The organism is Membranihabitans maritimus (assembly GCF_021729145.1).
GTDB lineage: Bacteria > Bacteroidota > Bacteroidia > Chitinophagales > Saprospiraceae > Membranihabitans > Membranihabitans maritimus.
The window spans coordinates 100,149-119,420 of record NZ_JAJSLW010000006.1 but is presented as its reverse complement, the minus strand read 5'-3'; the positions used below and the strand labels follow the sequence as shown (position 1 = coordinate 119,420).

The window sequence follows — 19,272 nt, the reverse complement described above, 5'->3', positions numbered from 1 at the left end:
CATTGTGAATTCGAATACTTTAATTCGACTCCAATTTACTAATGGCAGTAATCTGTCCGCCTTCTACTTCCAGGCCTTGCCTGGCCGTAGCATTTATGGCGTCTATTTCATATATATAGCTGCTTTCGTCTGTAGTAATTCCCACATAAGCAAACTGTCCATCCAATGGAGAATAGTTATTCCTCTGTGTCACAAGTTGTATATCTTCTGGTGCCGGAGTGCCGGTTACCCAGGTAAATGTTTGGTTGTAAACATCGGCAATAGCAAATTCCTTACCAACTGTGTAGGCTCCTTTTTCTTCTTCTTTATGCATTGTCAATACAAATTTCCCGTTTCCAACATACGTCTTGGTGGTTAAATAATATCCATCCGAAGCTTCAGATATATTAAAGAAATAATCCGAATCAAATTCCGTGGTGCCATTTGGAATCCTGGTAATAGCGCAAGGTTTTGAAGATGTATTTTGTCCACTGTTGGTAGCTACCCCGGAGGAGAATGCATATACATCTCCGGTTTCCACTTCTTCTATACCGCTCGTGAAATATCTTCCAATAAAACTGGTCCTGTCGTCAGTTATTACTTTTTCCAATTGCATGTCGGGATATGAATAAACTGCTATCCAGGCACTGTCAGGATATTGCGTGCCAAATATATCGTCGCAACACCCTTTGATGCTCATATAGGGTGCAAATACTTTTTCACCCACCTGGGTAAGCCACGTAAAATGAGCTCTCTCCCCGTTACCGGCTAATTCTACAACGTTAATTTGACCGTCGTCGACTATTTCAATGCTTTCTGTATTGAGGCGGTACCACAATGCATTTTCATCTCCGGACCTTGGTATTTTAGCCATTAGTATATCGTCTTTTACTGCTGCAAAGGCCTGGACAGTCTCGGATTGGAAATCAGACAGTTCGTTTAACTCACCACTTGAACTGAGGTCATAAGTTGTAACTGCACCAGGGTTGCCTTGCCCGTACAACAAACTGAAAAACTTGTTTTTGTTGGTTACATAATATCGGTATGTCCCATCTTGTTCTTTTCCATTTCCTACCGTACTGACCGTGCCCTCTGTAAGATCATCCGATGTGAGAAGATAGTCTGCCACACCTTCGGATGCAATGGGAGAAGATGCTATGATGTACTTTGATGATGACCCTGTTGGATCACCCTCTTCACCTGGTTCTATTGGATCCTCTTTATCACAGGCCCATCCCAGGAGACTAATGCCTATGACTGATAGTAATAAACGATTAGAAAATTTCATTATTGAATTGTATTTAATTGGTTTATAAATTATTTATAAAATAGCGTAATTTGACACTGAAGCTTCTTCCGGGTTTTTGAAGGCTGAAATTGTCATATAATCTGTCGTTTGTAATATTCCTGCATTCAGCTGTGATATTATACTTCCCGTTTTGTATTGAATAGGTTACGTTTATATCGTGAGATATTTGCTCCGGGATATCCAGTTTGTCACTACCGAGACTTGGCCAGTACAGGTAGAAAGCATGTACATACAGCATATTGTATCCGACAGTAAGGGTATTCCCTGTGGCGAATACATCATCGAGGAATAAGGAAACGTCAGCATTGCCAAAGAGGAACGGCATATTGGGAATTCGATCTCTGTATACCACACTTTCCACACTCTGCCCTTCTTCGTATTTTGTATCATTTCTTACGTTTTGATAAGTGAGGTTCATTCCGGCGGATACCAGGTCATTAAAAAAATACCGAATCTCTCCGTCAAATCCCAGATTAGTCACATTGAACAAATTGTCCATGACTTGCATAGTTTGGTTGTTGTTCAATCTGGGGCGGATAAAATCACGAGCATCCCTGTAAATAATATTTCCGTTGATAGTAATTTGGTTGTGAGGATTGAGGTCGAGAAAATATTGTGCTCCAAGATTGTAGTTGTCGCTTTTTTCCGGATCGAGTTCTATATTACCCTGTAAGTTGACCAGATCCCCGTATAATTCATCGGTTTCAGGTAATCGGTAGCTTTTTTCATAGGATGCCTTTAGCTGAACTATTTCATTAATAAAGTAAGTGGAAGCGATTCCGTAACCGATAGTATTGAATGTATTTACCTGATTTAAGTAAGCCAAATCACCCCAATTACCTGTTGGATTGTATGATTGGGAATACTTGTTGCTCTGGTGAAAATGTTTGAGAAAAACGGAAGTACTCCATTTTTCACTTATTTCATATTTGTATCCAAGTCCAGTTATATTTTTAATGCTTTTTCGCGGTTGGTCATAATTATCATTCTTCGGATATAATTCATCGCTTCCCTTACGGTTGAATGAATTGAATACCGAATTGATTGAAATGGAATGCCTTTCGTTAATCGGATAGTTGGCATTGGCAGTAATTACCCCGGTGTTGTTGCTGTATTTATACAGTGATCGGGACCGTTCGCTACCTTCGCCTTCGTATTGTCTGTATTCCTGAAACCAATTATATCTGCGGTTCACCGTATCTATGTTTTGTTCTTTCCCGAGATTGTAATTGGCATTTAATGTCAAGTCCAGGCCGTCGAGTATCAGATCATTCTTTTTATATTTGAAAGTAGGCATGACGATGTTGCCTTTTCTATGCCAGTCGCCAAATACGCTTACCAGTCGGGCACCGGTTTGAATTTCTGAATAGTTTTGCCCGAGTGTGACTCCGAATAGCATCCGGTCGGCATATGATTTGTTGACGACCCCTATCTTGGCAATAAGTGTTTCATTGTGGTATGAATCATGGAATCTGCGCACCTCCTGTTCGGGGTAATATTTACCCGTATTTATATCTGCGACATCGACATTGACCTTGTAATTGTTGTCGGAATAATTTTGGAATGCATTGATTTGGGCTATCAATCCATTTTTACCTACATATTCTGCATTTATTACGGATTTGTGGGTATTAAAAGATCCATATGAGTAGGATGCATCGATATAGCTGCCGGGAGCCTTTGAGGTGACAATGTTCACCGCTCCCCCCAGGGCATCTGATCCCAACCAAATAGGGACAACCCCTTTGTATACTTCGATACGCTGAGCCAGGTTTACGGGGATATTATTGAGTTGAAAGGAAGATCCAAAATTTTCCATGGGGACTCCATCGATAAAAAATTTTACTTGCTTGCCGGTAAATCCATTGAGCGAAAAACTCATTCTGGAGCCTACACCTCCGCTTTCCCGTATTCGTACCCCGGATATACGGTCCAGGGCATGACCTATATCCAGCGTGGAGTTCTGAAGCTGTTTGGTATCTATTACATCTACGTTATAGGCCAGTTCTTTAGTGATTTTAGCCTTGGATTTAGCGGAAATTGTAACTGCCTCCAATCCATACGCAGACTCTGAAAGTTGAAAGTCAAGTTTCAGGGTTTGATTGCGTTTCAGGTTTACCTTTTTGATCTTAGGAGAATATCCTATGTAACGGACTTCAACTGTATATATCCCGGGAGATAGATTTTTAATAGAAAAATTACCCTTACTATCACTAGAACCACCTTTGGAAATTTCCTGGAGTAAAATAGTAGCACCTACTATTGGATTGCCTTCTGTATCTGTGATATGGCCGGAAACAGCCGTATTCTGTGAGTATGCGAAAATTGAAAGGGCACAACATATGCCTAGCAATAGTAATTTTTTATATTGCATTACTTTTTAATTTGACTGGTTAAAAAGTTCCTGTCTTCAGGATGAGTCATACAGTTGGCGCTGTATGACTCTATTTTAATTCTTATTAAGACTAATTCTAATTAATGGCAAATGTAATAAAAGATGTGATTGCTAGGTAGTATTTTTTACTTGTTTTGATTTAAATTGAAATATATAGCATGAAAATTTTAATTAACTTGTAGTGGTATCGGTTAGATTCAGTGGATTTTCAATTCAAAAATTTTTTATCAGAAGTGTATTCATTTTTTCTTCCTTCTTCGTCCCAGGCCTCTTTTACTAAGAGTAAAGGGTCTTCCATATCGTTTTGAATCGCTTGTTCCAGGTCGTTGATCATTTCCCGGTTGATCTGGAAATATTCCGGTGAATCCATTCGGTGAATTGCTAATTTTCGGATAAGGAAGTCTTCGTGTTTCCTGAATTTTTGAGCGGACCTATAGGCACTGTACTTCCTGTGTCCGAGCATTTCCATTATATCCACACCCATCTTTAGTGAAGCATCCAGTGTAATCGGATATACTTTATTGACACCCAAATTAAGAAGTTCATAAGTTGTTTGACGCGAGTCCGAACGCGATACAATAGTCAAATGGGGGAAGTACTTTTTTACAACTCTTGCGGAGGAGAGAATATCATCCTGGCTATTCATGGCGAGAATTATTATTTTGGCATGTTCAGCTCCTGCTGCTTTGAGTAGGTCATACCGCGTAATATCTCCGTAAAAAACTTTAAATCCGTATTTTCTTAGCAATTCAACACGGTCACTATCATTATCTACCACAGTAGCTTCCACCCCTTTTGTTCTTAAAAACCGGGTAATAATTGATCCCACACGTCCCTGACCTGCTATGATTACGCCGTTGTTTTCATCCATTTCATCATATTCTTTCTTTTTACCATCAACCTGGGTGGTACCTACTTTTGGTAATATTTGATATTCGGTTATTAGTAACAATATGGGAGTGAGGGCCATACTAAGAGCTACGACAGCCGTCATTAAATTAATGGTTTCCGGGGAAAGTAATTCCAATTGGCCGGTAACAGTAAACAATACAAAGGCAAACTCTCCCATTTGAGCCAAAGAAAAGGTGAATATAAAATTCTGGTCAGTGGAGAGTCCAAATATTTTCCCCAGTATAAATAGAACGATCAATTTTATCATTGTGAGGGCACCTACCCATTTGAGTACTTCCAATAAATGGTCGGATAAAAAGACGAGTTGGATAGAGGCACCGACAGATAGGAAAAATAACCCAAGAAGAAGGCCTTTCAGCGGTTCGATATCACTTTCCAGTTCATGGCGGAATTCGCTGTTGGCCAAAACCACCCCGGCCAGGAATGCTCCAAGGGCCGGACTTAATTCCACCTGTTGCATTAAAAAAGCAATTCCGGCAATTAGTAACAATGAGGTAGCCATGAAAAGTTCTCTCATTCCACTCCGAACCACCATTCTAAGCAAGGGACCTACAATATATCTTCCTATTACAACAACCAGGGCCATAGCGGCCAACACAATAATGGCTTTGACCGGGCTGCTTACATTCTGTACCCACTCAGCCCCATGTCCACTGCTTTCAATTGATTTGGTAACCATTAGTGGCAAAATAGCAAGGATAGGTATGACGGCAATATCCTGAAATAATAGAACCGAAAATGCACTTTTCCCGGCACTGAGACGGTTCCATCCCTTTTCAGAAAGGGATTGGAGTACGATAGCCGTGGAAGATAATGCCAGGATCATACCAAGCGCAGTAGCTTCTTTCCAACTAAAACCCTGGAAATATGACCACAAACTTATTCCCAACATGGACAATACAACCTGTAATCCTCCCAATCCGATTATCGATACCCTCAACTTGTAAAGTGTTTTGGGCTCAAGTTCCATTCCTATGAGAAATAGCATCATGACTACCCCAAATTCGGCAACATGCATGACCTCGGCATCATTTCCCACCCATCCCAGGACGGATGGCCCGATAACCAGTCCGGCAAGTAAATAACCTAATACCGAGCCCAGACCCAATCTCTTGGCAAGGGGGACGATAAGTACGGCTGCGGATAAATACACCAATGCCTGAAATAAAAAACCCGATTCCATAATATTTAGTGTTTTAAATAGTCAATTAATTCCAGATTAACTCCTTCCAGTCCTGATGACCAACGGGCACTGTGAAGTTGATCGAGCAGAATACCGTACTCCCTGACCTTTTTGTTCCGTGACATTTCATCAATATTGAAAGTACCCTGTATCATGAAATGGCCGGGATAATAAGCCCTGCATAGTCTGGCAGTTTGTCGGAAGGGGAGGAGAAAATCACGAACAGGGTAATAGTGTCTTCCCTCGTCAGAATACGCATATGCATCTCCACCTGTACTAATAGCACTGAGGATAAGTTTATTTTTAAGTGCATTACCGTTTAAGCCATAAGCCCATCCGTGTTCTAGTACAAGATCCATCCATTGTTTCATTAATGGTGGGGCACTGTACCAATACAAAGGGTGTTGCCATATCATAACATCGCATTTTTCTACCTGCTTTTGTTCCTCATTTATATCAATATCAAAATCCGGATACAATTGATATAGATCGCGTATAGTAACAAACTCCTTTTGTCGGGCTTCCCGTATCAGTAATTGCTGGATTTCCGAATGTTCGTATACAGGATGGGTGAAAATGATTAGAATTTTGTTTTTCACTTGAATTTTTATTTTTACAAGTAAAATAACACAAAATTTGAAGGAATGAATTCTTTCAACTCTTGTGTTTTATTACTTTAATATCCGGGTTAAGTAAAAAATAATTCTGATTATATTTAAAAGAGGTGTTAGAAATTTCATTTTTTACTTTAAAATTAGTAATTATGGTAAAATAACTCTTTTGTTACATTTAGTTATTTGAATTTATACAGCTTATTTTAACTATAAAAACTACCTACTGTGGTCCATTGTAAACTCAGCCGATTATTCATCTTTTTATCCTGCTTCGGCCTTGCATATTCTTGTATGCCGGTAATGAAACAGGTTGCCAAAGTAAAATACAACCGTTATTCGGGAGAAAAGATCCCGGACCTGGCATATCTGGATGAAGATGGAAATAGACTTCATTTAAGTAATCTGGGAGAGGAGGTCTTTTATGTTAATTACTGGACTGCAGATGACCAATGTCTTGAAAAGAGTATTCCAGAGATCAATGAGATGAACGGGAAACTCAGTAAGTATCGGGAAGGTGCTCTACTCAACGTCTGTATAAAAAGTACAGAAGAACAGTGGCGCAGGGTATTGGCGGAAAATGAATTCAGGGGCAAACATTTGTTTTTGGAGGATACGGAATGCTTTGATAATTACCTGACCATCCCGGGAGCCATGGATGTAGGCTTGGTACCTCCCATGATTGTGAATAAGGAACGGGATATTATGGGTTCGGGAATGGGTGCTTCATCCGGAGAACAAGTGGTCACGATATATATGATGAAGCAAGCGGAGGATGGAATTAGTGCTGGAAATGCTGCGAAGAGATTTATTAAAGTGGCCACCCGACATCATAATGGTAAAGATTCAAAGGAAGTCAGAGAATTTAGTGAATTTGTAGGTGAGTTTGACGACGAAGTACAAAAGGGCGGGTAGGTAGCTGGATTGTACAAATATTGGAATAAATATGAACAAAGTCTTGCCTTTTGCCATTCTGTTTTTCATAATTATTTTTATACCAATGGCGTGTCTGGAAGATCCCGTCTCCCCAGAAAAGATATACACGGCTACCGAAATAACAGATCTGGAAATGAAGGTGGATACCATAAAATTTACTATTCCTGCGGAGGTAAAACATTTCCCTTACCGCATTCATTCCAAAAACTATGACCGGCCGGAGATCTTTTGCGGTTATCAAAGAAAGGGAAACAGGATCAATATATTTGATCTAGGAGAAAGAAAAATAAAAAAATCTATTAATCTTGATACGCATGGTCCAAATTCATTTTCTTTTTTGGACCTCACTTCTGTTTTGTATAAAAATAATGACTCTATTTTTATTATGGATCGAAATTCAATTGCCTTGATCGACGGGGAAGGGGAAGTTCGAAAAAGGATATTGATCAGGGAACATGGTTTTGAAAGGGTTTTTCCGGGATTGAAGTGGTATAGTACTATGAATAATGGCCAGGCTTGTTTTTACCACGAAGATAAGTTGTATTTTGCTACCCGGCCTTTTGACCGAAACGTCAGGGACTCTACATTAATGGGATATTACGACTTCAAGAGAGATAGGTTTTCAAAATTGCCGATCTATTTCCCGGAAGAATATAAAGAAGCTAATTACGGCTGGCACAACGCCATTCAGTTTACATATTTTGATGAGAAGCTTATCGTCAATTTTCCAATTATGCCGGATGTTTTTATATACGATCTGGAAGGGAATTTACTCAGGCGTGTGTCCATTGAATCCAATAAATTAGGCCGATGCCGGCCTCTTGAGGTTGAAAGGCCCAGTCCGGAGGAAGGCCTGGAGTTTATTAGATCCAATCCCAACTACGCTGGAATTATGCCTATAAACAACGGGAATTATTTCGTCATGCCGGGAATTAAGCCGATACCTGAAAATCCTTCCCCGGATGATAATATACGGTTTTGTGTGATTTTTGATCGCGATTTTGAACATTACTATTATTGGAAAGAAGGAGGGACTCCTTTTGGTCAGGGCGGACCGTATTTTTATCAGCATGATTCGGATTTGACTGGAAATTACGAACAATACCTGGAAAGGTGGTGGGTGGGAGATTGAATAATATTTTATACTAATTATCCGATCTAAAATATTCTCATTAAATGAATATAATTATAAGATTTTTATTACTCCTTATCATCTTCTCATGTAACCGTGATAAGGAGCATAGTGGGGATATCGATATAGACACGTTAAAAGAAAGATCCATAGAAATATCAACCGAAGACTTTAAAAGTTTGGAAGTGGATAGTCTTTTACATGATCCTATGGACATAGAAATTATTAATGGAAAAATTTTCATTTCAGATGCACATTCCGTATTGAGTGTTTTAGATTTAAATAACCCTGATCACGTATTAAAACCTTTTCGTTCGGGCAAGGGACCCAATGAATTTATTTTTATTGTTGACCTCAAATATTCCCGATCGGACTCAATCGTTTATTTATTTGATGGAATGATTACGGAAGTTCGTAGCTTTCGGGAAGAGGACTTCGGGAACGATATCGAAGAAATAAATCCTATAAAGATATTTAAAACTAAAGGGATGCTTAAGATGGCCATTCTCAACGATTCTACCCTGGTGAGTACAGGGCTGGGCAAGGGAAGGTTTGCCATACACGATATGATCGAGGGTGATAAACTGAAAGAAGTGGGGAATCGGCCAAAAGAAAGGTATTATGCTCCGGGTAGTAAAATGGGCGCAACTTTACTGAATAATCAGGCCGATATCTTTTATGCTGCACAAGACAGTATGATTTTTTTGTCCTACGCAAGAAAACCTCTGTTGGAAGGATATAAAGTAACAGAGGATAGTAGCGGTATAAATATTCTTCCCGCCTGGTCGGTCAATTTTATTAATAAAGATTTGGATAAGCAATGGGATCAAATCTCTCAGGCTGAATTTGTCGATTCACAGGTAGTCGGAGGGGAGCTTTATGCATTGTATACCGATAAACAAAAAAATTACCTGTTGATTCGTATGAGTTCATCCGGTGAAGTTACCCGCAGTTACCGCATTAATTTCGAAAGGGACATTAAGTCGTTCAGTTTTGATTCCGATGGTAAGTCGCTGTATGTTCTGGCTGAAACAAAAGATCTGAATACGGATATCTTTTCTATCGAATTAGAGGAAGAGTTTAGTACTTTTAGGGAACGTTTACGTAATTGATATAGCTATGAAGACACACCTGACTCCCATTTTCTTCCTTTTACTTATTTTTTCCTGCGCGGAAGAAAAACCACCCGAGTATGGGCAAGCCGTGAAAAATCCTTTAAAGACGTTAGACATCGAAATTGCCATTCAGGATACTTCCCGGGTACTGGCCTCCGATTATTTTTCAGAGATGCGGGCCGTCCCATTGGAAAACAAAATCCCCATGAAGGGAGCGGGATTGGTGAAAATTTGTAACAATACCCTTATTGCCAAAGACCGGGATGATGTGCTGTATTCCTACACGATGGAAGGAAAGTTTATTGCCAAATACGGAAAAAAGGGGAAGGGGCCTCTTGAATTGGAAGGCCGGATAAGCAGCTGGGATGTCCATTCTGGAAATGGTGAAGTATATGCTGTCTCCGGGAATAGGTTAATCGTATTTAATACGATGTTGGAACCGAAGAAGGAGTATCCCATCGAGGAGGGAAGGTCGTATACGATGTGTATTGCAATGGATGGTAAAATTATTTTGTATACACCGGCCGAAAATGAGCCGATCAATGAACGATATGGGATTTCAAAGTTTTATTCACTGAATCTGGAAAATGGAGATCTCTCATTGATCAGCGAGAAAAGATTGTCTACGCCTACTCCTTTTTTAATAAATCTACCGCGCGTGTATACTCTTGAAGACCGATATATAATTAAATATGCATTTGTAGATACTGTATTCAGAACAAAGGATTTTAAGGATTTTGAGCCAATTCATTATATTAAGAGTGAAGAGGTGGAAAAAGGTGAATATCCGGGATTACAGTTAACGGATCATTATCTGTTTATGTTATATGATAAGCTACCTAACAGTTATATTTTGATACAGGATCGAAATACCGGGGAGGTACGTACGACAAACAACTATATTAATATTAAAGAGAAAGCAGGATATAGGGGATTGGCAGTAAGTGCAACATGCGATCGATTCCGGTTTGATGGTCGAAATTACTTCAAAGATGACAATGGCGATGAGTATCTCATAGATGTGGTCATGGCACTTGAATTTTTGGACAAAATCGGTGGATGTGATGGATCGGATTTTATGGGGTTGGACCTGGATGAGTTGAAGTCTGATATTGATGAATCGGATAATCCTATACTGTTATTTGGAAAGGTTAAATAAGGGAATGAAAGCCTGTAAAAGATTGAGATAAAGAGGTAGAGATGAAATAAAAATAAATATACCTGCAGTTGATCATTCGCTGCAGGTATTTAATGATATCTTGTAATTATTCGTCGTTAAGTAATTTTTCGATCCGCTTCAAACAGTCGAGGTAATGGTAGCGGGTCATGTCGTGATCACTTTTGCGGACTGCTTTTTCCAGTTTTTCTTTTAATACGATTAGTCTGCCCAGGCTGAGCGAACGTATATCCGATAATACCGGATTGACGGAACCTGTACTTCTCAAATAAGTAGAAATCCTACCTGGACTCTCACTACCTGGTTTTGTAAGGCTGATCATTTTTTCCAGGTGGGCTTTTTGAAGATTTCTGCGGTAGACGGTGGTGGTATTTCCACTTTCTATTTCGGACCAGATACCCCTTTCCATGTCCGAGAAAAATTCCTCCAGTCCGTACGCAACAGTGCCGTAGCTAGCCCCGGCGTCAATTAGCCTTTGTAACCGGTCAGATGAATACAGGCGATTGATCGTCATGTTTTGCCACGAGGCTATTGTTTTCACCGCATTGTCCGCTTTGAAATGGCTTCTTGTTTCGTTGGGAAATAGCCAAAGTGGTTCCCGGAACAATTGGGTCTGTAAAAAGGAGACGGCTTCCTTTTGCATGCTTTTGGGTGCAGGTTCAAATACGGGGCCTTCTTGTTCGTAGGTTTTGGGTGTATCGAATATGCCTCCTACCCATTTTGTTACGTGTCCTACATATCTCATATATTGAGTCAGTACATTGTCATATAATTCTTCGGCTTCTTCGTAATGGCTCGCTTCCTCGTTTGTCCAATCGATAATGTTGGGTATGATTTTTTTGAGGTTTATAATCCCGTATTCAGAAGCTTTCATACTATTATCACCCAGGTCTTCGTTTTGGGCGCGTGGGTCAAATGTGCTCATTTCAGTCAGGAAATGCAGAGCCGGATTGTCCTGGGCTTTTTCGATATACCATTCATTGAGGATCTTTTTATCTTCCTCCGGGCCGGAAGTACCGTAGATTGGTTTATAATTCCATTCGATGGCCCATTTGTCATAAGCACCTACACCGGGGAATAGATTGGTGACGCCATCCCCTTCCTGGGCCACATAATTAAATCGAGCGTAATCCATAATGGAAGAGGTATGTCCGTTTTCTGCCAGCCATTCGGGGTCTCTCAATTTTTCTACGGGTGTGGCGTGGCTGGCCCCGAAATTATGCCGGATGCCTATGGTATGTCCTACTTCATGGGCTGCAACAAAACGCACTAATTGCCCCATTAATTCATCGTCAAATTGGTTTTTCCGGGCCCGGGGATCTACTACTGCTGTTTGGGTGGTATACCAGTTTTTCAATAGCTTCATTACATTGTGGTACCATCCGATATGACTTTCAATAATTTCCCCGGATCTGGGATCATGGACGTTGGGGCCGTAGGCGTTTTGGACATTGGATGCAAAGTATCGGATGACTGAAAATCGTGCATCTTCCAGGCTCATAGTGGTATCATTTTCCGGCCAGTCTTTGGCGAGAATGGCCTTTTTCCAACCGGCTTGTTCGAAGGCTGGTTGCCAGTCTTCTACACCTTTTTTGAGGTATTCTCTCCATTTCTGTGGTGTGGCGGGATCAATGTAGAATACGATGGGCTTTTTGGGTTCTATACTTTCACCGTTTTGTTGTTTTTGGGCATCTTCTTTACTCTTTGGTTCGAGTCTCCATCTAACGGTAAATACCTGGTGGTCTGCTTTTTGTCCGTCGTCATCGTACATGGTATAACTGTTGGAGAATATTCCTACCCGTTGGTCAAAAAAACGTCGTTTCATGGGCTTTTTCGGGAGCAATACCATAGAAGTATTCAACTCATAAGTAACCGCTCCCGCATTCACCCCCGCATTTAAATTCCTGGCCGGCCCTTTGGACGGTCCGAGGCTGGGTGGATTGACAGAGTAAGTCCGGACAGCCCTTATTTCGACGTTAATGGGGTAGGCGTGTACACTTTCGATATACGACCGGTCTGAGGCTAGGGATTTAATTTTATAGCGTTGTTTGGTGATCGGGGGTAGGTCAAAAGCCTGATTGGGATTTTCCAGGAACTTGCTTACATCGATCAATACGGAAGTGTCTTTTCTTTTGGCTTTAATATCAAAGGCTGCGATAATGGGCTGGGTATTGGAATTGGTGACTGCGGTACTAATGGCCTGGCTGGTGTCGGCACTTACATTGATAAAGCTGATGACCCGCATGAAGACCTTTTTATTCGGCCCTTTTTCAAACCGGACAACCTGTCGATTGGCTTGTTCCCCTCCGTACCCGGCACCTGTTGGTGTCTTGGCAATCCGGGTAACGGCCATAATATCCCGTTGAAAAATTGAATCGGGCAGTTCAAAATAATATTTTTCTTCTACTTTATGCACGGTGAACATACCCGCCATGGATTTCGCTTCATCGGTTATAAAATCCGAGTACGTTTTTTCCTTTTCTTTTTTGGTACTGTCCGATTCCGTTTTTTCTTTTTCGGAGTCTTTTGTTTCACCTGATTTACTTTCCTGGGACAAAACAAAACTTCCCGAAAACAGGAGGATTACAAAGATAAGTATGCATTTTTGAAGTGTTAGAAGTGGATAGAATACTTGGTCATGTTTTTTCATAAGTGTATATTAAATTAAAAATAAAAAGTGAGTAGTAATTCCAGGGTGTTGTAGATTGGCCGCTTTCCTTTTACCACACGGACCATGGGTGGTTTTGTCTCCTGTTACAGTGAGATTTTGCGTTTGTTGACTTTATACAAGCAGGGCTTGCAGCCAAAAGGATATGGGCAAATCACAACGTCATGGTTTTACAAAATTAGAAAGTCAAAAATAATAAATGAAAACAACTTTAAATCCAGGATACGGTATATTTCTTACATTTTATTTGTAGAATATAATTCTGAATTTGTTGTCAATATTTTGTTCGTTTTTGTAATTTTATTGATAGTGTGATATTTAATTATTTAAATATGGGTGTCCTTAAAATATGGATTCAACTATTCTTTCTGGGAGGATGTATTTGTATATATAGCTGTCAAAACCACCCGGATACAGCGGAAGAAAAAGGGCACACGGTAATTCATTTTGATTCTATAAATACGAATGCCTTGTATTCCGAGGTGATTGAAGATGTTGACTATATAGTCCTAAGAGGGTTGCCGGACGGAGAAGCGGTTTTCCATTTTGCCAAGGTACTTAAGTTTGAAGGGGGATTTATTTGCTGGGAAGATCGGAATGAGACTATTTATATTTTTGATAATGAGGGGAATTATTTGAGACATATCAATGCTATAGGTGGCGGTCCTACTGAATATGTATCTATTGGGGATATTTGTTATATTGAAAACGATCACTTTATAGTAATAATAGATAGAGCTCATTACTTGATAAAATATGACCTCCAGGGAAATGGGATTTCTAAAGTAGAGTTACCCAAACGGTCAGGGAATATGATGACTGACGATAATGGTGATATTTTATTTTTTTCGTATCCGAGGAATGTGGATGGAAAGAGGGATTCATGTGTATTGTGGACATTGGGAGCTGATGGTGCTGTAAATTGTATCAATCTAAGGTCAATAGAAGTTAGTGGAGGTTCTAATACCGGTAAATTTAGATTTTCTCGTTCTAATAGTAAAAACGAAATATTTTTTACCCTTCCTCTTTCAAATTATGTATATACTATTCGAAATAACGAATTATTTACTAAGTATGAGATTGATTTTGGAGATAAAGAAGTTTTTTCTTTCAAAGATAGGTCTAATTATTCGATTAAAGAGTTTATAAATCATGTGAATAGTAATGAAAAATTTATTCATACGGATGGTAATATTTTTACAGCAAGTAATTGGCTGGTTTACCAATTTAATAACAAATACTATGTGCGGGACGGAAGAGCGATAGGTGATTACAATCCAAATGAACGCCTTTTATATCATCCGAAATACGGATTATATTCAATGAATTTTTTAAATGGAAATCCTGGATTTGATTATTACTGGCGAATACGCGGTACGTATGACAATGTCCTGATTCACCATATGTATTTTTCGGACAGAGATAAAGTGGTGGAAGAAAAAATGGACCTGAGAACGGAAAGTGGCGAACGGGTCCTGGATCTGATGGATGAAACTTCGGAGATATTGGTATTGATGAAATTGAGGAGGTAGTGATTTTAGTTTATACCTGTGTTATCGGTTATTTTGATCAGTCAACTTTCAATATTGTTTTCACAGAACTCAATTCAATGTCGCTTTCTGCATAATTAAAAGTGAGTAATGGATAAGAAACAAGTCGTAATTTTCAAAAGATTTTGTTCTTTTTCCACCGTATAGGTATCAGAAATAACTGGCTTAGCTCATCAAAGTCACGATCTTTTGTAAGAATTACATAGCCATTATCTTTAGGATAATCCCATACTTCTTGATTATTCACAAAAACGGTGAGGGCATCGAGGAGATGAGTGCTTTTTGGAAAGTCTGTATCTAAACTCCGGGATAATTTATAAGACAAGTTATTGTCGATTTAAAATTTCATGCAGACCTGAGTAGATGGGTATGTTTTCCGAGTCAGAAGCACAATGTAAACAAGCCTGGATATCTTCTTTTGTAAGTTCGGGGAAGTCTTCGATAATTTCGTCAAAAGTCATACCTGCTGCTAAGCATCAGGGTACATCATACACGGTAATACGCATACCTCTGATGCAGGGTTTTTCACTTCGTTTCCCAGGTTCTATGGTGATAATATCTCTGTAATGTATTTATTCAAATTTAGTGAGTCCTTTCTATAATAATAACTAAAAATACTACTTTTTGCTTTAATCCTCAGATGTTTGAAATACATAAATAAATCCAAAACTTATTATTAAAAAAAATTGCGTAACCAAATGGTTTCTTTTATATTTGTAACTGAATAGTTACTAATTGTATGGAAGCACGCAGAGATGTTTTTCAGGCCATTGCCGATCCTACTCGCAGGGAAATTATTAATATCCTGGCACACCGGTCTATGAATTTGAATTCGGTGGCGGAGAATTTCGATATCAGTCGCCCCGCCGTATCCAAACACATCAAAATATTGAATGAATGCGGTCTGGTAGTCATTCACAAAAAAGGAAGAGAACGCTATTGTCAGGCCAATCCGGCTTCGCTGATTGAGGTATGGGAGTGGGCCAATCAGTACCGGGCGTTCTGGAAAGAAAAACTGGATGCATTGGAGCTACTTTTGAAAGAAGAGTATAAAGAAAATATTGAGAAAAAATAAAATAATATATATGGCAGCAATAGAATTGGTGAATTATATCAAAAGTGATCCCAAAAACGTATATCTTGCTTTGACTACCCGGGACGGGCTCTCGGAGGTATGGACAAGGGAATGCAACGTAGTAGCCCGTATAGGTGCCGTAAACACATTTCAATTTGGCGAGGATGATACCACTGAGTTTGAAATAACTGAGCTTATTCCTGGTCAGAAAATTACCTGGAAATGCATACGTTCGGATGCCGAGTGGGTCGGTACTTATATTTCTTTGGAGCTTAAGGAAATGAAGAACGGGGCAGCGGTTCTGCTTAGGCATTCCGGGTGGAAGGAAATCACCGAATTTTATCGCTGGTGCAATTACAACTGGGCTTTTTTCTTGTACAGTCTGAAATGTTATTGTGAAGAAGGAACCGGAATTCCTTTCCAGGATCGTAAATTTTAATACCTTGAAATTTCCAATATGAAAATCGATAACAAAAAATACGGCATTTTTACAGCGCCCGGAATTATCCGGTTCGAACGCTTGTTACCCGGCCCCATCGAAAGGGTGTGGGCTTACCTTACAGAATCTGAAAAGCGGAGTAGGTGGCTTGCATCCGGTGAAATGGATATACGTATTGGCGGTAGGGTGGAGCTAAATTTTTTTCACGCTAACCTGGCTCCGCATGATGACCCCATTCCTGAAAAATATAAAGATATGGAAGGGGGAAGCACCATGACCGGTCGGATCACGCGCCTGGAAATACCTCGTTTGTTGAGCTATACCTGGGGAGAATCTTCCCCCGACGGTGCCGTGCTCGAGTCAGAGGTGACCTTTGAATTAAAAGAGCAAAAAGATAAAGTTCTCCTGGTATTGACGCACAGACGACTGGGAGACGATCACAACGTACTAATCAGCGTGGCCGGAGGATGGCATACACATCTGGGTATTTTGGTCGACCATTTGGAAGGGAAAATATCTGAGGGGTTTTGGAAAGTACATAACCGGTTGGAAAAGGAATACGAGGAACAATTAAATAAATAATGATCCAAATACAAAAGGTATGAAATTAAGGTCTACGGTAGTTATCTTACCCATTCCCAACATTGAAGTCGTTTAAAAATTCATTGAAAGTTACTGACATGCCAGCGATCCTCAGCCTGAAAGCTTTCGGGATCATCTATTTTTCGTCCTGGCTCTTTGGGAATAATATTTGCCCTCAAGTCAGGCGGGTTCAAAATGAGATTCGCGTTGCCATAACGGGATCCCTTCGGGATGAATCAAGCACATATCATTAATTTTAACATTCATTATTAAAAAACTTCAGTATCAAATTCACTTTTCATAGCCAAATCAATTTCCTTTAACACTGCTTATCAATATTTTTTTTATCCCGGGGTATGAAGGGCGCTGAGCATTGAATTCCAATACTTTACCATTACCATCCAGTATCATATACCGCGGAATGGTTTTGATGTTGTAATCTTCCAACTGCTGAGAGCTCTGCGAATTTGTGATAAACCAGGAATGATCGTAGTTATTCAGATTTAGTTCCCGGGAAGCTTTGAGCCAATTTTCCATCCGGTCATTATAGGCCAGGTAAATGAATCGGATTCCCATTTCTTCCAATTCTTTTTTAAGCTCTATGGAATAAGGGATCTCCTCACGGCATGGGGCACACCAGCTCGCCCAGAAGTCGATGTAATATAATGATGCACTATCCTTTTGGATCAGTTGATTAAGAGTGGTTCCCACACTACGATTGCTAATTATATTAATATCTTTGGCAAGGCTTTCCTCCACACCCATTTTTTTTCTGAATTTTTGAATAAATACGCTATCACGTGGCTCCGCAAATGCATTGTAGTATTGTGAAATTACACTGTTTATGGACTTCAGAGATATACCTCGGTTAACTGAATAGTTCAAATACAGTTGAAAATAATATCTTGCCAGCTCTGAATGCATTCCGGGATCATTATTTTGAACCTTATTAAAAATTGAGTCTGGATTTTGGTTGAATTTTGCCTTATAATAAAAGCGGTCTGAAATACTATAAACATTAAAATCCGACTCACCACCATACAAACTTGTATCTGACTTGTTAATAAAGCGGGATCCCAGTACCAGCTTTCTCATTTCTTTATTCAATAGATTTGTCCAGTAATCGGGTGAACCAGTATGATTCCTGACGTAATCGAGTTGATACGCATGACTCTTCTTAATTTTAAAATAGAGTGAATCCAGATTCCTGTAGAAGGGTCTAAGTCTTTCCAACTCTGGAGGAATTTCTTTTTTCGACTTAAATTTGGGATATAAACTAACTGGCCCTCTAAGTACCAGGAAATACCTCTGTCTCATACTTTCAAAGGGGTTATCTTTTAACAGGTTATAAGATGTATTCTGCTTTGGATTTTTCGAAATTGGGATGCCATCTTCATATTGAAGGGATAAAGTATCCCCAGAATCTAACAGATAATAAAAAAAGTTCAATCCCCTGATGGTATGGACCAATTCCAGTTGATCCTGACTATGTGTAATTACAATGGTATCATTTGTCCCATTATCCAGACAAATTTCTCTAACAACACCTAGAGAATCGACGAAATACAATGGGCATTTAAATCGTGTTCTTGTTTTAATACCATTTTCTAAATCAAATCCATTAGTATACTCGACGTCTTTTAGTATGATTGTGTATGCAAATGGATCCGAAACGGAGTTTTTATTAATAGATGATGGCTTGTGCCATTCACAAGAAAAGAAAATTATCAATATGGCAAAATAAATTTTGATCATAAGATAGCGATTCAGAATTTACTTTTAAGATGTAAAATATAACACGTTTGGTGTACCCCATCTGCCAAAATGGTAGATAAGGAGAAGTTGACAGCAATTATTTCATAAAGCCACGGAATAAATTTGATCTCCTCTGATAGATTGCGCTGCAAAACCTAATGAGACATGTATCTGTTATTCAGTCAACTAATGGTGAGCTTCCACCACATCTATCATTGAATATCTGGAAGAAAATTTATCTAGTGTATCAACCACTAAATTCATATGAGTACCAAGTCTTGATCTTTATGTGCATCTCATCGTTGCGTTGCAGTCAGAAAACCAGGGATCTTCCTTCACCGTCGCCTTGATTTGCACAAAAATATCTGCGACTTATACCAGAGCAACTTAGTGTTTGACCCACTAGCATTAGTTCTACTATCATATATAAACCCTTGCTGAAAGTACTCCCTTA

At 39.5% G+C, this 19,272-nt stretch carries 15 protein-coding genes and 1 pseudogene; 8 read left to right on the top strand and 8 right to left on the bottom strand.

The window, feature by feature from the left end; translation table 11 throughout:
* Positions 1 to 19 precede the first annotated feature (19 nt).
* The 4 genes from LVD47_RS08715 to LVD47_RS08700 form a co-directional block, all read right to left on the bottom strand.
* Positions 20 to 1,267, bottom strand: coding sequence for a DUF4374 domain-containing protein (locus LVD47_RS08715; protein ID WP_236975321.1), 1,248 nt, complete (start codon positions 1,265 to 1,267; stop codon positions 20 to 22).
* Positions 1,268 to 1,289: 22 nt separating this feature from the next.
* Positions 1,290 to 3,662, bottom strand: a complete 2,373-nt coding sequence (locus LVD47_RS08710) for a TonB-dependent receptor (protein WP_236975320.1) — start codon at positions 3,660 to 3,662, stop codon at positions 1,290 to 1,292.
* Positions 3,663 to 3,891: 229 nt separating this feature from the next.
* The gene (locus LVD47_RS08705) at positions 3,892 to 5,778 is read right to left on the bottom strand and encodes a monovalent cation:proton antiporter-2 (CPA2) family protein (RefSeq protein ID WP_236975319.1); all 1,887 of its coding nucleotides are present in this window, start codon (positions 5,776 to 5,778) and stop codon (positions 3,892 to 3,894) included.
* 5 nt (positions 5,779 to 5,783) lie between these two features.
* A complete protein-coding gene (locus LVD47_RS08700; protein ID WP_236975318.1) occupies positions 5,784 to 6,377 on the bottom strand; it encodes an NAD(P)H-dependent oxidoreductase in 594 nt (197 codons plus the stop codon).
* Between the two features lie 306 nt (positions 6,378 to 6,683).
* On the opposite strand from LVD47_RS08700, the gene LVD47_RS08695 reads away from it, so the two are divergent.
* The 4 genes from LVD47_RS08695 to LVD47_RS08680 are packed head-to-tail and all read left to right on the top strand — an operon-like array spanning position 6,684 to position 10,731.
* A complete protein-coding gene (locus LVD47_RS08695) occupies positions 6,684 to 7,304 on the top strand; it encodes a TlpA family protein disulfide reductase (protein ID WP_236975315.1) in 621 nt (206 codons plus the stop codon).
* 31 nt (positions 7,305 to 7,335) lie between these two features.
* Positions 7,336 to 8,457 (top strand): DUF4221 family protein, encoded by a 1,122-nt coding sequence (locus LVD47_RS08690; RefSeq protein WP_236975313.1) that lies wholly within the window; start codon positions 7,336 to 7,338, stop codon positions 8,455 to 8,457.
* Positions 8,458 to 8,501: 44 nt separating this feature from the next.
* On the top strand, positions 8,502 to 9,569 hold the full coding sequence (locus LVD47_RS08685; RefSeq protein ID WP_236975312.1) for a 6-bladed beta-propeller: 1,068 nt from the start codon (positions 8,502 to 8,504) through the stop codon (positions 9,567 to 9,569).
* Positions 9,570 to 9,576: 7 nt separating this feature from the next.
* Positions 9,577 to 10,731: a DUF4934 domain-containing protein gene (locus LVD47_RS08680; protein ID WP_236975310.1), complete on the top strand. Its 1,155-nt coding sequence runs from the start codon at positions 9,577 to 9,579 to the stop codon at positions 10,729 to 10,731.
* Positions 10,732 to 10,837: 106 nt separating this feature from the next.
* On the opposite strand, the gene LVD47_RS08675 is transcribed toward LVD47_RS08680, so the two are convergent.
* Positions 10,838 to 13,399 (bottom strand): zinc-dependent metalloprotease, encoded by a 2,562-nt coding sequence (locus tag LVD47_RS08675; RefSeq protein WP_236975308.1) that lies wholly within the window; start codon positions 13,397 to 13,399, stop codon positions 10,838 to 10,840.
* Between the two features lie 350 nt (positions 13,400 to 13,749).
* On the opposite strand from LVD47_RS08675, the gene LVD47_RS08670 reads away from it, so the two are divergent.
* The gene (locus tag LVD47_RS08670; RefSeq protein WP_236975307.1) at positions 13,750 to 14,949 is read left to right on the top strand and encodes a DUF4934 domain-containing protein; all 1,200 of its coding nucleotides are present in this window, start codon (positions 13,750 to 13,752) and stop codon (positions 14,947 to 14,949) included.
* Between the two features lie 133 nt (positions 14,950 to 15,082).
* Here LVD47_RS08670 and LVD47_RS24055 read toward each other — a convergent pair whose 3' ends face one another.
* Both LVD47_RS24055 and LVD47_RS08665 read right to left on the bottom strand, forming a co-directional pair.
* On the bottom strand, positions 15,083 to 15,292 hold the full coding sequence (locus tag LVD47_RS24055; protein WP_369427762.1) for a DUF5615 family PIN-like protein: 210 nt from the start codon (positions 15,290 to 15,292) through the stop codon (positions 15,083 to 15,085).
* Position 15,293: 1 nt separating this feature from the next.
* Positions 15,294 to 15,539, bottom strand: a pseudogene (locus LVD47_RS08665) (DUF433 domain-containing protein).
* 167 nt (positions 15,540 to 15,706) lie between these two features.
* Between LVD47_RS08665 and LVD47_RS08660 the strand changes: the two are divergent.
* The 3 genes from LVD47_RS08660 to LVD47_RS08650 are packed head-to-tail and all read left to right on the top strand — an operon-like array spanning position 15,707 to position 17,063.
* Complete coding sequence (locus LVD47_RS08660; RefSeq protein WP_236975306.1) at positions 15,707 to 16,042, top strand: ArsR/SmtB family transcription factor; 336 nt, start codon at positions 15,707 to 15,709, stop codon at positions 16,040 to 16,042.
* A 10-nt stretch (positions 16,043 to 16,052) separates the two neighbouring features.
* The gene (locus tag LVD47_RS08655) at positions 16,053 to 16,481 is read left to right on the top strand and encodes an SRPBCC family protein (protein WP_236975305.1); all 429 of its coding nucleotides are present in this window, start codon (positions 16,053 to 16,055) and stop codon (positions 16,479 to 16,481) included.
* Positions 16,482 to 16,499: 18 nt separating this feature from the next.
* Positions 16,500 to 17,063 (top strand): SRPBCC family protein, encoded by a 564-nt coding sequence (locus tag LVD47_RS08650; protein ID WP_236975304.1) that lies wholly within the window; start codon positions 16,500 to 16,502, stop codon positions 17,061 to 17,063.
* 309 nt (positions 17,064 to 17,372) lie between these two features.
* On the opposite strand, the gene LVD47_RS08645 is transcribed toward LVD47_RS08650, so the two are convergent.
* Positions 17,373 to 18,818: a TlpA family protein disulfide reductase gene (locus LVD47_RS08645; RefSeq protein WP_236975303.1), complete on the bottom strand. Its 1,446-nt coding sequence runs from the start codon at positions 18,816 to 18,818 to the stop codon at positions 17,373 to 17,375.
* Positions 18,819 to 19,272: the final 454 nt, after the last annotated feature.

Bases quoted from the DNA above. Each gene is read 5' to 3' on its own strand.
- LVD47_RS08655 (WP_236975305.1), top strand. From the start codon at position 16,053: ATGGCAGCAATAGAATTGGTGAATTATATCAAAAGTGATCCCAAAAAC.
- LVD47_RS08690 (WP_236975313.1), top strand. From the start codon at position 7,336: ATGAACAAAGTCTTGCCTTTTGCCATTCTGTTTTTCATAATTATTTTT.
- LVD47_RS08705 (WP_236975319.1), bottom strand. From the start codon at position 5,778: ATGGAATCGGGTTTTTTATTTCAGGCATTGGTGTATTTATCCGCAGCC.
- LVD47_RS08685 (WP_236975312.1), top strand. From the start codon at position 8,502: ATGAATATAATTATAAGATTTTTATTACTCCTTATCATCTTCTCATGT.
- LVD47_RS08675 (WP_236975308.1), bottom strand. From the start codon at position 13,399: ATGAAAAAACATGACCAAGTATTCTATCCACTTCTAACACTTCAAAAA.
- LVD47_RS08710 (WP_236975320.1), bottom strand. From the start codon at position 3,662: ATGCAATATAAAAAATTACTATTGCTAGGCATATGTTGTGCCCTTTCA.
- LVD47_RS08680 (WP_236975310.1), top strand. From the start codon at position 9,577: ATGAAGACACACCTGACTCCCATTTTCTTCCTTTTACTTATTTTTTCC.
- LVD47_RS08650 (WP_236975304.1), top strand. From the start codon at position 16,500: ATGAAAATCGATAACAAAAAATACGGCATTTTTACAGCGCCCGGAATT.
- LVD47_RS08660 (WP_236975306.1), top strand. From the start codon at position 15,707: ATGGAAGCACGCAGAGATGTTTTTCAGGCCATTGCCGATCCTACTCGC.
- LVD47_RS08645 (WP_236975303.1), bottom strand. From the start codon at position 18,818: ATGATCAAAATTTATTTTGCCATATTGATAATTTTCTTTTCTTGTGAA.
- LVD47_RS08715 (WP_236975321.1), bottom strand. From the start codon at position 1,267: ATGAAATTTTCTAATCGTTTATTACTATCAGTCATAGGCATTAGTCTC.
- LVD47_RS08695 (WP_236975315.1), top strand. From the start codon at position 6,684: ATGCCGGTAATGAAACAGGTTGCCAAAGTAAAATACAACCGTTATTCG.
- LVD47_RS08670 (WP_236975307.1), top strand. From the start codon at position 13,750: ATGGGTGTCCTTAAAATATGGATTCAACTATTCTTTCTGGGAGGATGT.